The 14,889-nt window shown below is 44.6% G+C and carries 12 protein-coding genes; 5 read left to right on the forward strand and 7 right to left on the reverse strand.

Features of this window, described 5'->3' with window-relative positions; genetic code table 11:
- On the forward strand, nt 1-1,038 hold the full coding sequence (locus tag K6Y21_RS18795; protein WP_233073419.1) for a general secretion pathway protein GspB: 1,038 nt from the start codon (nt 1-3) through the stop codon (nt 1,036-1,038).
- Nucleotides 1,039-1,087: 49 nt separating this feature from the next.
- On the opposite strand, the gene K6Y21_RS18800 is transcribed toward K6Y21_RS18795, so the two are convergent.
- From K6Y21_RS18800 to K6Y21_RS18810, 3 genes are all read right to left on the reverse strand, one after another.
- Entirely contained in the window at nt 1,088-1,699 is a 612-nt protein-coding gene (locus K6Y21_RS18800) for a TIGR04211 family SH3 domain-containing protein (protein WP_233073420.1), read from the reverse strand.
- 266 nt (nt 1,700-1,965) lie between these two features.
- Nucleotides 1,966-3,234, reverse strand: coding sequence for an inorganic phosphate transporter (locus K6Y21_RS18805; RefSeq protein ID WP_233073421.1), 1,269 nt, complete (start codon nt 3,232-3,234; stop codon nt 1,966-1,968).
- Nucleotides 3,235-3,255: 21 nt separating this feature from the next.
- Nucleotides 3,256-3,936, reverse strand: coding sequence for a TIGR00153 family protein (locus K6Y21_RS18810; RefSeq protein WP_233073422.1), 681 nt, complete (start codon nt 3,934-3,936; stop codon nt 3,256-3,258).
- Between the two features lie 177 nt (nt 3,937-4,113).
- Between K6Y21_RS18810 and K6Y21_RS18815 the strand changes: the two genes are divergently transcribed.
- Complete coding sequence (locus tag K6Y21_RS18815) at nt 4,114-5,607, forward strand: CYTH and CHAD domain-containing protein (protein ID WP_233073423.1); 1,494 nt, start codon at nt 4,114-4,116, stop codon at nt 5,605-5,607.
- 47 nt (nt 5,608-5,654) lie between these two features.
- Here K6Y21_RS18815 and K6Y21_RS18820 read toward each other — a convergent pair whose 3' ends face one another.
- Complete coding sequence (locus K6Y21_RS18820; RefSeq protein WP_233073424.1) at nt 5,655-6,455, reverse strand: potassium channel family protein; 801 nt, start codon at nt 6,453-6,455, stop codon at nt 5,655-5,657.
- Nucleotides 6,456-6,559: 104 nt separating this feature from the next.
- Here K6Y21_RS18820 and K6Y21_RS18825 point away from each other — a divergent pair, with 104 nt between their 5' ends.
- Complete coding sequence (locus tag K6Y21_RS18825) at nt 6,560-8,209, forward strand: methyl-accepting chemotaxis protein (protein WP_233073425.1); 1,650 nt, start codon at nt 6,560-6,562, stop codon at nt 8,207-8,209.
- A gap of 295 nt (nt 8,210-8,504) precedes the next feature.
- Here the strand turns inward: K6Y21_RS18825 and K6Y21_RS18830 are convergent, their stop codons facing one another.
- The gene (locus K6Y21_RS18830; protein ID WP_233073426.1) at nt 8,505-9,662 is read right to left on the reverse strand and encodes an ABC transporter substrate-binding protein; all 1,158 of its coding nucleotides are present in this window, start codon (nt 9,660-9,662) and stop codon (nt 8,505-8,507) included.
- 296 nt (nt 9,663-9,958) lie between these two features.
- On the opposite strand from K6Y21_RS18830, the gene K6Y21_RS18835 reads away from it, so the two are divergent.
- A complete protein-coding gene (locus tag K6Y21_RS18835) occupies nt 9,959-11,005 on the forward strand; it encodes an acyltransferase family protein (protein ID WP_233073427.1) in 1,047 nt (348 codons plus the stop codon).
- Nucleotides 11,006-11,103: 98 nt separating this feature from the next.
- On the opposite strand, the gene K6Y21_RS18840 is transcribed toward K6Y21_RS18835, so the two are convergent.
- A complete protein-coding gene (locus K6Y21_RS18840; RefSeq protein WP_233073428.1) occupies nt 11,104-12,402 on the reverse strand; it encodes a hypothetical protein in 1,299 nt (432 codons plus the stop codon).
- Nucleotides 12,403-12,413: 11 nt separating this feature from the next.
- On the reverse strand, nt 12,414-13,709 hold the full coding sequence (locus K6Y21_RS18845; protein ID WP_233073429.1) for a Dol-P-Glc:Glc(2)Man(9)GlcNAc(2)-PP-Dol alpha-1,2-glucosyltransferase: 1,296 nt from the start codon (nt 13,707-13,709) through the stop codon (nt 12,414-12,416).
- Between the two features lie 507 nt (nt 13,710-14,216).
- Here K6Y21_RS18845 and K6Y21_RS18850 point away from each other — a divergent pair.
- On the forward strand, nt 14,217-14,864 hold the full coding sequence (locus tag K6Y21_RS18850) for a substrate-binding periplasmic protein (protein WP_233073430.1): 648 nt from the start codon (nt 14,217-14,219) through the stop codon (nt 14,862-14,864).
- Nucleotides 14,865-14,889 lie beyond the last annotated feature (25 nt).

A 14,889-nucleotide genomic window follows, 5' to 3' on the forward strand; every position in this document is an offset into this window, starting at 1 on the left:
ATGTCTACCATACTTAATGCCCTTAAAAAGTCGGAAGAGTTACGCAATCGAAAAATCCCGACTCAATCTCTGGCCAGTAATCATTATCAATACCCTGTTGCTGAAGAAACAACCCAAGCCATTTGGCCCTATGTGACCATTGCTGTGCTCAGTACCAGCTTAATTTGTGGTGGCGTGTTTTGGTATTTAAGCGCTAATAATGACATGGCTAGCGAGCAGGTTAGCCCAGCTGCTTTGGATATGGAGCAGTGGATTGAACAAACAGCGGCACAGTCAAGCAAGCAACTCTCAACTAACCTACAACCGCCCAAGGAGCAATTGGTTGCTGAGCGTCAAGGGCAAACCGAGCAGGCCTTGGAGAGTGCGACGCCAGCGGCAAAGCCGATAATAAAGCCTGAAGCTAAGCCAGTGAAGCCAGATGCGCAAACGGTGAGATCGGCTGAGCCTGCAGAGGTGGAGTTCTTACCAGAAAAACAATTTGAGACGGTTCCACTGCCGGTTTATGTCAGTAGTCAAAAACCGAGGGCTCGCGTTGAACAAATTCAGCCTAAGGTGATCGAGCCTGTTGATCCCCTTGCTGATCTTGATTTATCAGACACCTCTCCCGAGCTGGCCGCAAAAATTCGCTTGGCTTTAGCCGGTGAACAAACACAAGCCGTCGAGCCTGAGGCTCCCAATGAGATAGATTATTCGGATGTGTCAGATACGGTCGCTGAGAAATTTCAGCGTGCCCTTGCGGCACAAGAAAATACCCCTGTGGCCGAGCCTGCACCGAGTCAGCCGATGTCGGCTATTCCTGTCTCAAATCTACCCGATGATATCCAAGCGAGTATCCCACCATTTGCCTATAACTCCCACGTGTATTCCAGCTTAGTTGAGAAACGCTCGGTGCGGTTTAACGGCACCGAGTTTAAAGAAGGCGACAGTGTGTTTACACCGGATTTAACCTTGTTGGAAATTCGCCCTGATTACGTGATCATGCGCTATCAAAATCAAAGTTTTAGCGTTAAATCCATGGAAGATTGGAAAGGGTATTAAAAAAAGCGGCCGAGGCCGCTTTTTTCTTACGCAATGGCATATCCCATTGTTATACCCAGTTAGGATCTTTCTTCTTTCGTCTGGGTAAAAAAGGAATAACAAGGCCTAGGAAAACACCCGCGCCAAGTACGGCTGCGCCTCTAATTAACCATTGCATTTGCACGGTTTCACTTTGATTATCTAAGCGTGTTTGTAACGTTTCATTTTTGAGTTTCAACGCTTCAATGTCTTGTGTTAATAAGGTTTGTTGCTCGAGTAATTGTTTTATCTCATTACTTTGTTGCTCGATGGTATGGTCTCTATCAAGCAATACCTGATTATGGCTTTGCTCTGTTTCAGTTAAGGTTTGCTTGGTTTGTGCTAACTCTTGTCGTAATTCGGGCAGCAGGGTGAGTGCAGGCGGCTCATCACTGACAAACTTGGTTTCAACCCAGCCGATACGACCACGAGTATCTTGAATTTGAGTAAAGTTGGCTTCGTTGTCCTGTTGCTTAACGGTAACGGGCGAGCCTGCATTTAGGCTGCCTATAATACGAAATTGGGTGCTCGGGCCAGAGTGAATGTAGACAATCAGGTTATCGCTAATATATTGAGCTTGTGCGGAAACGGGGGCCACAATCAAAGTAACCAGTAAAATGGAATAAGAGATGAAACTTTTCACAAAACCTTCTCTGCTAAAACAAAAGTTAATGACAAGTTTAAGAGTTTAAGCCGTGAAGACAAGCAGAAAAAATGAAAGCTGCGTTTGATGCTCCAATAATAGACTTAATCAACCCGGAGATGCTTGATTTCAGCAGGCGTTTAGGCAAGGCATTGATTGCAGGTAATGACTTGCCCTAATTAAATCAATAACGCGGTATAAACGCCTGTAAACTGTCGCTGAACGATGCCATAAAAACAAAAAAGCGCCCGTAGGCGCTTTTGTGATTAGACGCTGAACATGCCTTTCAACATGTAGAAGAACATGATGGAGAGGAACGCGCCAATCGGCAAGGTGATCACCCAAGACACTACAATGCTGCGCACGACACCTAAGTTCAAGGCAGCAATACCGCGCGCCATGCCCACACCTAATACGGCACCCACTAAGGTTTGAGTGGTGGAAATAGGCAAGCCGGTACCGGACGCGATAACCACAGTGGTGGCGGCTGCCAATTCTGCGGCAAAGCCTCGGCTAGGGGTGAGGTGAGTAATACCATTACCTATGGTTGCGATAACGCGTTTACCGAAAATAGCCAAGCCTAATACGATACCAAAACCACCTAATGGTAAGATCCACCAAGCTAATGCTGCTTTACTGGCTATTTCACCTTGGCTATTAACGATGCTGACCACCGCTGCCAGTGGGCCAATAGCGTTAGCAACGTCATTTGAGCCGTGAGCAAAGGCCATGGCACAAGCCGTGATCACCATTAAGATAGCGAAGACTTTCTCAACATTGGTAAAGTGCATTTTTTTATCGGCTTTAGGGTCGATTTTGATGCGATTAATGAAGTACTTACCAATCAAGGCGACCAAGATGCCCACGATCACGGCAAGGCCATAAGCTTCCATGGTGTCAAAATGTAAACCAACGTGCTTAAGGCCTTTTTTGATGGTGACCAGTGACATCATAAAGCCAGCTAAAAACATGTATAAAGGAACATAGCGTTTAGCATTTTTTAACGGCTCTTCGGTATCAAAGATAAGTCGCTGTGCACTCATAAAGATGGCATAGGCGATCAAACCGGCTATCAGCGGGGTCACTATCCAACTGCCGACAATGCCGCCAATCTTACCCCAAGATACGATATCTGGGCTGACGCCAACGGCCGCAAAACCAACAATCGCACCGATAATAGAGTGGGTGGTTGATACAGGCCAGCCGCAATAAGATGCGATCAACAGCCACAAACCGGCCGCTAGTAACGCGGAGATCATACCAAACACTAATAAGTCTGGGTGCTCGACAAACGCCGCAGAGTCAATGATGCCTTTACGTATGGTCGAGGTCACTTCGCCACCGGCAAGGTATGCCCCTGCAAACTCGAAAATCATCGCAATGATAACCGCTTGCTTGATTGTCAGCGCTTTAGAGCCGACCGAGGTGCCCATTGCGTTAGCGACGTCATTGGCACCGATACCCCATGCCATAAAGAAACCAAACACGGCTGCGAGTACGACTAAGGTTGTGCCGTAAGTGCTTATTATTTCCATAATTTAACTACTCTTTGAAACTTATGAACGAGCTAACATTAGCTCCAAGCGAGCACCTACACGCTCTGCTTGATCGGCAAGGGCACCTACCCACTCCAAGATCTGATATAAAAACATCATATCAATGGGGCTGTATTGGTTTTCCACTTGCTGGAACTGGCGACGCAATTTAATTTGTAAATGGTCGGTATCGTCTTCAATTTCATCAAGGCGATGAATCATGTCTTCGACTAAATCCACTTCTCGGCCTTTAAAGCCGGTTTCAAGCAATTCATCTAGCTCATTAATGGCTTTTTTCGCTTGATTGGTGGCATCGATGCAGCGTTGCAAGTAGGCCATAAAGTCTTCTTGCGTTTCGGCTGGTAGGGTGAGTTGACGGCCCAAGATACGGCCCGAGATGTCTTTTGCTCGGTTGGCGATTTTATCTTGCTGAGTCAATAGTTCCAGCATGTCGGTACGCTCAACGGGCATAAAAATACCGCGAGGTAACTTTAAGCGGATTTCGCGTTTTAGCTCATCAGCTTGTTTTTCTGCTTGGGATATTTTCGCTCTCAGTTGCTCGGCTTCATCCCAGTCATTAGCGTTAACCGCTTCAAAAAAAGGGACGAGGAGTTTACAACATTGGTGAACTTTGTTGATATGCTCTTGTAGAGGCTTGATTGGGGACTTTGCAAAAAGTCCAAGTATTGTATTTACTGGCATAGCCAATTACCTGTTCTCGGTGAAAAAACACACGATGGATAGATTGGAGCGCATGTTAACGCAAGTTGGCGAGCATGAAAACAGCTAAACTGGGTAAATACCCGTTAAAGTCAATTTTTGCGTTTAAATGGTATCGCTAATATACCTGATTAACTTACTAAAGTGTTTAATTATCATATGGATACAGAAGTAGAGATAAAGTTCTTTGTGTCAAAAAAAGCGGGGGAAAAACTGCCAGAGTTACTCGCTAAATGGCAAGTTTGTGCACAAAATCAGCATAATTTACAAAATGTTTATTTTGATACCCGAGAGCGAACCCTGAAAAACCAAGGGATTGGTTTGCGTGTGCGTAGCCATGATGGCAAAAATGAACAGACCATTAAATTAAATGGCTCTGTGGTAGGTGGTTTACATCAACGCCCCGAATATAATGAGCCCATTGAGGGAATACAGCCCGAATTAGCCCGATTTAAGGCGGATATTTGGCCTAGTGGTCTAGATATAGCGAGTATTCAGCAAGACTTAGTGCCCATTTTTAGCAATGACTTCACCCGACAAACTTGGCTAGTTGACATCAATGATGAAGGTTTGGTTGAAGTGGCATTTGATTACGGCAAGCTATCTTGTAAAGGCCAAGAGGAGAGCATTTGCGAAGTCGAACTAGAGTTACTCAAAGGGCACCAAGGTTTGTTGTTTGAATTGGCTCACGACATGGCTGCCTTACCTGGGGCTCGTTTGGTGAATATCAGTAAGGCTCAAAGAGGCTATCTACTGTCGAGTCAAACCTTGCCCGAGTTGCGGGCTTTAGACATCGTTCCTCTGTCAGCAACCCATGACATTACCGAGGCTTTGGTACAAACCCTAAGCCAAGCCTTGCAACATTGGCAATATCACGAGCACTTATACTTGCAACACCGATTAGATGCCTTGGCCAACATGCGTGACGGCGTGAATTTATTGCATCAAACCTTGCTTATATATTCCCGTTACTTGCCAAACCATTTGCCTATTACCTGGTTGGCAGATTTAAATTGGCTCACCAGCAAGTTAAAGTGTATCGACCGCTATCAGGCGTTGACAGGCTTGACCCAAGATCAAGGGCGTTACATTAAAAAGTTAGATAAGGTTAAGCCCCTAAAACAATTTTTAAAACAAGAGCTGAAGTCGCTGCCACAATATAAGCAGATGAAGCGCTTGTTTACCAGTGAGCGTTACTGCACCTTGATATTGGCGATTTCCCAATGGCTAATGGCGTTAACCAAGTTGCCTAAAGGCCAGCAAGAAGTCCCCTTATCGGATTTTGCCCATCAAGCCATCGCGCAAAGTTGGCAAGAGCTAAGCCAGTCAGCCTTAGTGCTTAGTGATGAATTATCGCGCTCGCAATATATTGCCCTTGAAGGGTTGTTGAATCGAAATCTGTTAGTTGGCGCCTGTTTGTCAGGTTTGTTTCCGGGTCAACTGAGGGATGAGTTTCGCTTACCTTGGAATGACATATTACATGGCATTGAAGAGCTCAAAGTGCTCACCCCTATTTATGACTATTTAGAGATTGAGCAAGATACGGCCACCCAAGAAAAAATTCTCAAGTGGCTAAAACGCAAAGAGAGCTCATTATTGTTGGCAATGGAACAATCTAGATTGCAAGCCAAAACATTAAGCCCGTATTGGTAGAGAGCCCGTAGCGAGCTTAATCGGATTCGTCTTGGCTTAGGCTCGGCTTAGGTTTTTAGGTTCGCCTTAGGCTCACCTTTATCAGGTTGTTTCTTGGGCTGTTGTTTGTGTTTTTCATCTTTCGTTGCGACTGTTTTTAACTCAGCAATTTCAGTGCGCAGTTGCTTTATTTCATTCAATAAGTGTTTGTTGTCAATGTGCTCTTGTTGGCGACTAGCGGTCAAAAAGGTAGCCATTAGACCACTCAAGGTGGCAAATGCGCCCACGCCACAAATAATCAAGGTGGTTGCGATGGTTCTGCCCCAGTCTGTGACGGGGTAGAAGTCGCCATAGCCCACGGTAGAAATCGTCACCACGGTCCACCAAAATGCATCGCCTGCCGTTTTAATGTTCCCGTTAGGGTCGGCCGATTCGAGGTATAGGATAGCGGTTGAGCCGGAGACCAGCAGTAGCATAATAAAAAGGATAATCGATGCAACTGTGGCTTCTTGATAGTGTTTTTTGATTTGACCGAAAAAGTGAGGGTTTTCTTTTAATACCCTAATGATTCTCACTATTTGTAATAGTCTTGCGTACCTAAGCTCTTCCGTCATCGGAATGGAGGCAATAAAGTCTACCCAGTGATGTTTGAGGTATTCAAGTTTGTCGTCGGAGCGGATCAGGCGATAGCTCAGGTGGATCAAAAAAATGTAGCAAATGCTGCTATCTAGGTTATAGAAAAGTAAGGCTGTTTCTGCATCTAGGTTGAGTAATAGCCGTGACAATACTAAACATATACTGATGATGGAAAGGATCATCATGGTGACATCAAGCGAGGTGATCTTGCGGCTTTTGGCTGTGTCTGTCATGTTTTTTAAACCTAGTTCTAAAGTATTGGTTTTACAGGTCGATTAGTTACCTTGATTAGAGTAATTTAGTCATTACACAATAATCTTCTCGTGTTGGAGTAATTATGACTGCTTTTCGGTTGAATAAGCTAGAGCAAGTGTTTGCAAATGTTAAATTGATGCCCAAAATGATCTTGCTTATGGTGTTCAGTACCTTGTTGCTAGTTGGCAAGTCTTTTTTCGATGCAAACCAATTTAGAGTGGATGTGCTTGAACATAGCCAGCATGAACTGGCGCAAAAGCTGGCTCTGGCCGACGGTGTGTTAAAAACAGCCTATGAAACCCAATCCCAGCTGGGAGGGGAAGATAAGGCCAAGCAGTTTGCCCTTGATGCACTAAATAAAATGCGTTGGGATGGCGATGGCCATTATTGGGTCGTGGCCAGTCAAGGGGCCGATTCAGGTAAAGCTTTGCTTTATCCGGCTCAAGAAAGTTTAGTGGGTAAAAAGCTGACCGCCGTTTTTGATGCCAACAGCCCAGCCAATATCCAAACTCAATTAAGGATTTCTCAAGGCGAAAGTGAAGGCTATTTTACAGCCTTAAAGCAAGGCCAAGCGTATGAAGTCTATGCCCGCGGTTTTCAACCTTGGGGCTGGAGCGTTGCAACCGCCATTAGTCATCAGCAACTAGACCAATTCTATTATGCGGCCCTTAAACGTGGCTTAGTTGAAACCTTTGTCATGGCCGTGGTGTTTATCTTTATCTTAGTTTGGGCGGCCAATACCATGTCTAAACAAGTGAAGCATTTAGTCAATGGCATCGATAAAATGGCAAACAAAGATTTACGCCTTAATATGACCATTAGCAGCAAAGATGAGTTTGGTGAAATCGCAGAAGCTGTACGCATTACGGCGGCTAATTGGCAGGCTCTATTAGCAGAGCAGCATGTCACTTCAGAGCAGCTAAATGATGTATCTGAGCAACTGTCTATTTGCATGGAGGCGGTACAAGACTCCATTGAGGAAGAGTTTGGCCAAATAGACGAGCTGGCCTCCGCAATGAGCCAAATGGCATCAACGGTAAGAGAAGTGGCTAATAATGCGGTGACGGCTGCCAATGCGACAACTCAGGCTAATCAAGTTGCCCTAGATGGCAATCGTTATGTGGATACCACCATAGGTATCATCAGCTCTCTTTCAAATAATATCGATGCTTCGTCAAAAGCGGTTAATGAAGTTGAGAGTAAAGTGGGCAGTATAGGGACTGTGGTTGATACCATTCGCGGCATCTCTGAACAAACGAATTTATTGGCGTTAAACGCTGCGATAGAAGCGGCCCGAGCAGGTGAGCAAGGTCGGGGCTTTGCCGTGGTTGCCGACGAAGTACGTAGCTTAGCGCAGCGCACCCAAGATGCGACGGTAGAAATACAAGGCATGATCGAACAGTTGCAAAGCAGTGCAGGCCAAGCGGTGAGCCTGATGGTGACCAGTGTTGATGAAGCTCAAAAAAGTGTTGAACAGGTCAGCCAAGCGGGTCAGAAGATTGATTACATCGCTGAGCAAGTACAAAGCATCGCTGACTTTAACAGCCAGATCGCAACGGCATCGGAGCAACAATCTAATGTGGCTGAAGAAATGAATGAAAACCTCAGCCAAGTAAAAGAGTTGGTGGAAGGCTCTGTGACTGTGCTTAAAGAGCTCAGTGAAGTAGCTGAAATTATCGCAACGCATGCCCAAACCATGGACAACTCAATCAAGGAATTTAAAGTCAGTTAATTATTTGTTGGGGGGAGCTGGTGTTCTGTGTTATTCGCCGAACGAGCTCGCATCCCACTGACCTTGAATGGCTTGGCTGAAATCATCGCAAGCCATGTTCAAAGCCCAAACCATGGATAATTCAATTAAGGAATTTAAAGTCAGTTAATTAATTGCGGGGGGGGAGTTTGTGTTCGGTGTTATTCGCCGAGCCCGCCACTCTCTGGCCTTGAGTGAGTGTTTACACGATATTGCTTACCCATGCTCAGGCTTTTTCATTGCGAAGCCTGAGCGATTAAAGGTCTCGTTTGTTTATCTATTGCAAGTCCCAGTTACATTGATTGCTAAATTCACGTGTACCGGAATCGTCCAAGGCCTGATTCATCATCCGCTTGTAACGGTTTTTGATATTGGCTGGGAGTGGGGGGATCAACAAACGCTCATCAAATTCAGGCAAGGCTTTATCGGGTAACACCGCCAGTTCATCAGCAGTGAATTCTCTGCGTAATAAGCGATTGACGCCTTGGATACTGGGGACACCTTGCAAAACGAGTGCTTGCTGATCTTGGCTGATCAGAAAGTCTATTAACAGGTATGCGGCTTCAAGCTTATCGGGTTGATTGGCCAGGTGTTGGGCAATCGCTAAGGTATCAAGTGAATAGATGGGGCCTTCTTCGGCGACCGCGATTTTCCAGCGTTGGTTATTTTCTTGATTGCATTTTACCAGCTCGAGCCCCCAAGTCGTGGCTAAACTTTGTTGGCGTAAATCGGCGCAGTTGTTTTCTTGATTGGACCAAAAGCCTTGGGCGGTTTTTAATCTCATGGTTAAGGTGTTTTGCACCCGCTGTTGCAGTGATGGGTCTTTGATAATTTGACCATTGGCAAACAAGGCGGGAGATTCACCCAGTGCAAGCATGCTGGAAATTAAAACGGGCTCAAACTGATCGCAATAGATTTTGAATTGCTGTGTGTTTTCAGGTTTACTCAGCCCTGACCAACTGGTGGGCGGCGCACTGAATTGGTTTTGATCATAAGCTAAACTAAATAAGGCATAAGTATGAGGCACGGCATAGTTATGCTCTCCTTCTTTGTCGTACTGGGTTTGCTGGAAAATGGGCCTGAGCTGTTGAAAGTTACTCAGCCTCGTTTTATCAATCGGCAGTAATAATTTAATCAGTGGAGAGTGGTGGGCTTTCAAAAAGAAATTGGCCGGCATCACTACGTCGGCTTTTTTCGTTCTTAGCGCACTATAAATACTATCAAAGTCGGTGATATAGGGTTGGATAGAGGTGACGTTGACATCCATCCCCTTCGTTCGAGCATAGGCTTGAAAACGGTCTTCAAAGCCGACGGGTAAATACCCCCATTCGAGGAAATTCAGCTGGATGGGAGCACTTTTGGCCTGACCAGCCCAAGAAAAAAGCGACCCAATCAGTAACAACGAAAAGCACATCCAATTTGATATCAACTTCATATCTTATCTCTTAACTTCTTTTTCGCGGGACAAGGTTTAACTAAGAGTATAGTTGTAGAGAAAATTTGCTGACGGATTGTTGTAAAGCGTGAACTTAAGAACAAAATTAACCCAACGGGCTATGACTAAACCGATATAAAAGCGCTGGCTGAAATTTTGCTTGTTCCTAATAGCATGGCCATGCTCGACATAAGACCTAGCTCTAGTAATTGAAGAGAGATTCGGCTGTTTAGTTAATTTAGCCTGTGGTTTGCGGTACTATCGGCGGCAAAACACATCAATGTTTAAGGATGAACATGAGGTTTGATGCGCTAGATAGTATTCGAGGCTTAGCGGCTCTCGCGGTTGTGCTGTTCCACCTTCATTATGGCTTTCCAGGCTATTTAGCGGTGGATTTATTTTTTATTTTGAGTGGCTTTGTACTGAGTTATCGCTACTTTAACCCCCATAATCAGGGCGAGCTCTCGCTCACAGACTTTACCATCGCTCGACTTTCGCGTTTGTATCCCTTACACCTATTTGGTCTGATTGCCGTGTTATTGTACTATTTTGCAACGGACTTTCCTGACAAAGGGGATGGGAATCTATACACCTTTTTGCAGCATATTTTTTTATTGCACAATACGGGAATGAGTACTTGGTGGGTGAGTTGGAATCAACCAAGTTGGAGTATCAGTGTTGAGTTTTGGGTGAACCTGATCGTGTTTGCATGGATAGCTTGGCGTGCAAATACCTTAACGCTATTGATCCTGTCGATTCTCGGCTACAGCGTACTGATCGCGAACATAAAACACTTAGATGTTCATATCCAGTTGTTATTCGGTTTTTTAAACGCTGGTATGGTGCGCTGTTTCGCAGGCTTTTTCTTAGGCATGGTGCTGTATCGTTGGTTTGTTGTGATTAAGGCCCACCCCATTAAATTCAGCTCTCCTGCCATGAGGTTTGGTCTATTTTCCCTAGCCGAAATCGCTTTGGTTGCGGCGGCGGTGGCATTGGTTTTCTTTGCTCCGATACGCACCAAAATGGACTTTAATGCGCCCTTTGTTTTCACCGCACTTGTATTTTGTTTTGCTTGGCAAGGTGGAATATTAAGTTGGATATTTAACAAGTGTCGTCTTGCCTTTTTAGGCACTTTATCTTACTCCCTGTACCTTAATCATTATTGGGTGATCAATGTAATGAAGAAGTGGGACTTGCCGACTTATGGCTTTAAGCTGGAAGTGTTTGCTTGGGTGTTTGGTGTGTTAGTGCCGGTATCACTCGCCACGTATTATCTCATCGAAAAACCAGGACAAGGGTATATACGAGCCAAGTGGAAGCAAATTAAAGGGCGAGTTGAGTAGCGCCTAACAGAGCCCATGAATATAACCCGGATTTACTTACTGTGAAATAATGCTCAAGGGTCCTCTCTGGCCCTTAGTCGGGCCAGAGACATGCGGCACTAATATACCGCTGAGTGGAAAAACAGCACGACAAATAGGGTCAGGAACAGGCCAAGGGCAATATCCAGTGTGTTTTCCAAACTAGGGTGCTTTTTGGCCCATAAAGCCATAAAGATAAACAGTGGAAACAGCCCCATCAAGTACCTTGGTCCACTCAGTAGCCAAGTTGGCGAATAGGAAATAATAAGATAGCAAAAGCTGTAGATCACATAAGCGCTTGGCACTTTTCGGATCGAGGTGACAATCAGCGCAATGGATAAAAAGAAGCCCACAAATGTCGGCCACCAGGTTCCTGCTGCCATTTTATAGTTTTGGTCTTGGGTGCGATCGAAAATGGCAGAGACATTCTCAGCAAAATAGCCAAAACCATTGTGCCAGTTTTCTTTCTGGTAATCTAAAAACCTAAACCAATCACCTGTGACCCATTTATTTAGCACTAAATAGAGTATGATCCCAGAAGGAATCAACGCCAAAGCCAGTAGTTTAGGGGTGATAAACTTTATTTTTGCCCCCCAACCTTCTGGCCATTGTGCTTGATGTTGACGGATCATTTCAAATGCCATGGGTGCCAGTAATAACACACCATGATTGCGAGTAAGTGCTGCTAATAGACCAAAACAACCCGCTTGCCACCATAGTCCTTGTCGCATGTAATAAAAGCAAGCGATGCTCATTAATAAGAAGGTGCTTTCGGTGTAGACGATAGCGGTAAAAAACGAAAATGGAAACAAGAGTAAATACTTGACTGTTTTCCATGCGGTGGATTCATCATTAAATTCGTGCGCGACCAGTTTAAAGAGAAAGAAACAAGATAAGGTGAGGTTGATTAATGAAACGGCCACACCGGCATAAAAGGTATCAGCGATGAAGCCCTTCATAATGGCTATCAACATGGGATATAGGGGGTAAAATACCAATAAGTACCTATCTTGCCCCTCTGCCACGTAACCGTTATTGGCAATATTGATATAGTGAAAAGAATCCCAGCGCCACCATATGTGCTTAAACAAATCACTGAAGCCGCCGGCATTTTCATTGATCACACTGAATGAGAAATAGGCAACGAGATAGATGACGAACCGACTAAGCAGCACAACAATCAAAATCTGCAGCAATAGCGTTAGATTTTTCTTCCAGCTGAACTGACTGGTAATGGGAGCACTAAGGGCAACATGATGATTATCAACATTTGACTTACCCAGCCAGCTTAATTGATGACAGGCAATCCAAGCAATATAGAGGCCACTGCAAGCAATTAATAATAAGCTTGCAAATTCAATCGATAATAAATAAGACACAAGCACCTCTTTTAAGGAAATAGGCCAAGGTTGAATTTAACCCAAACTAGGGTTGCCGATAACAGCGCAAAGTAACCTAAGAGAAACCATTCCATTTTTTTACCTTGATGAGATAAAAAGACCAGCCATAGTGTCATAGCAGGGATGTAATACCTGTGTTCAATCATAGGGTGCAGCAACAACAAGGCGATAAAGACGGGGTAGAGAATATAGGCCGAGGGTCGGGTTAATTTAAACACAAAGGCACCGATGACGGTGGCAAAGATAGGCAAGATCCAAGTGGCTTTTAATAGTGTGCTTGACGTGAAGTAGAGCGGGATGGTGTTATGCACAAACCCTGGCACAAAATTATAAGGGTGCACTACCTTAAACAGCAACATGTAAGCAGCAAAGAAGATCACACCTAACCAAACCAAGTTAACAGGTAGCTGGTATTCCTTGTTGTTGAACTCAATCCTCAACAGTGCTCGTTGCTTTAAGGCATGCCAATAATTAATGCTATTTTTTAAGATAATGGGCAAAAAGACCAGGAAGAAACAAACCATATAAAAGTAGAGATTACCCACGGACATGCCTACCGGGTGTCGGTTAGCATCGCCAATGGCCACCCCGCCGTTAATCACCACAAAACTAGCAAATGCGGCAAACAGCACACCAAACGGAAGCAGTTTCACTACCCAAGTCTTAAGTTGATGGCCAGCTAGCAGCTTATAATGCTGCCAATCATCAATCACCACCATGGTCGCAAGGGCGGCGACCCAAATAATATTGGTTTGTCTGACCAAGAGGCTGAGTAACATCATGGCGGCACAGAGCCATAAACGCTTATCTAAGTAAAAATACACACCCAACAGCACGGTTAGCATCGAGAGGCAATGGGTATAGATCAAAAAGTTATACGGGAACATCACAGGTAAAAAGAAAAACGCAAGGGACCTTGGCAGTGCCGCTTCAGGCACGGTTTTGCGTAGGCAAAAATACATCACAATGACAGAGGCCAAAACCATGAGTAAAGAGATTAAGCGGACATGGTTGGCGCCAGTGAGGTGTAAGTGCTTACCGATGAATGCCGTGACGGCATGGTAACCCGGAATGGTCGTCAGGCTAGGCAATTGGCTTAACTCACCCCGAAGAAACATCGATATTTGGGCATAATGGGGATTTTCGTCAATCATCAGGCCAAGGTTAAAGCGATACATTTGGCTATGTAGCGTCAAAGCAACAAGGGTTAATAAGCCAAACATGATCAAAAAACGCCAATGGCGAGGTGTACTCACAGAAGGGGAGTATTGCGTTGATAGTTCCATTTTTCATCCTTGAAAAGTGAAGCGACAAAATTTTGCTCTATTTTTTAATAAATTGTTATTTTGATCCAGTAAAAATCCTGCGTTACATCAAAAATCAACCAATAAGTACCAAAAATAAGTACTAAAAAGGTCAGTGAAATGGGGGGCTAATTGTATGCGTGTTTATCTTGTGAAATCAACTGAACTGGCGAGGGCAAGTTTTACAGGCGTTTATGCCGCGTTATTGATTTTGATAAGGGAACAACCATTACCTGCAATCAATGCCTTGCTTAAACGGCTGTAAATTCTTGCTGAAATCAAGCATCTCCAGGTTGATTGGGTACATTGGGCTTTGCAGCATAAAGTGAGTGTCTTTGCTATGATGATGGAGTGCCTCTCAATCATTGCGGTTGTGTTAAAATCAGCAGTGAGCCTGTAAATCAGAGGTGTTTGTTCAAGGAGTTGTGCATTATTGTGCTTAGTTTTCGATTTTTCATTGGCTGTTTACTTCTGAGTGTTAGCTGTGTGATGGCAGCGCCCTTACGCCTTGCTGTCCCTCAGTTTCCTCCTTACACCAGCATGGACAATGGCCAGTTTTCAGGGGTAGGGATTGAGTTAGTTGATCAGGTGTTAAAGGTATTAGATCAACCTTATCAATATATATCCGTGCCCAATTATGCGAGGGCCTTGGCCGAATTACGTCGTGGTCGTATTGATGGCTTTTTTCTCGCCAGTGAGAACGAACAACGTAACCTGCTTGCTGAATTTAGTGAACCATTAATGATCAACCGTTGGCTTTGGTTTATGCGCCCTGATGACGAGCGAGACCCGCGTTCGGAATCTTTTAAACGCCAAGCTCAAGTGGCGTCGCTGCTGGGCTCCAATACCAGTGTTTGGCTTTTGAAACATAACTACCAAGTAATGATGAAAGCCAGCACCATCAAAGAGCTACCGCCCTTACTGCTCAGACTAAATCGCATTGATGCCGTGTTTTTAGCCGAAAAAGTCTTTAAACAAGAGTTAACGCTACAAGGCTATACGGAAAAGGATTATCGAGTCGTTGAGCAGATCAGCAAGCCTTTTGGCTTGTATATCAGTAAATCATATATAGCTCACCACCCTGATTTTATGAGTCAATTAAACGAGGCGATTAAACAAGTTAAGCAGGAGCCCTAGCTTATCGCTTTAGTTTATTGCCTAG

Origin of the sequence: Motilimonas eburnea (assembly GCF_021295345.1) — a bacterium.
GTDB classification, from domain to species: Bacteria; Pseudomonadota; Gammaproteobacteria; order Enterobacterales; family CBDFNC01; genus Motilimonas; species Motilimonas eburnea.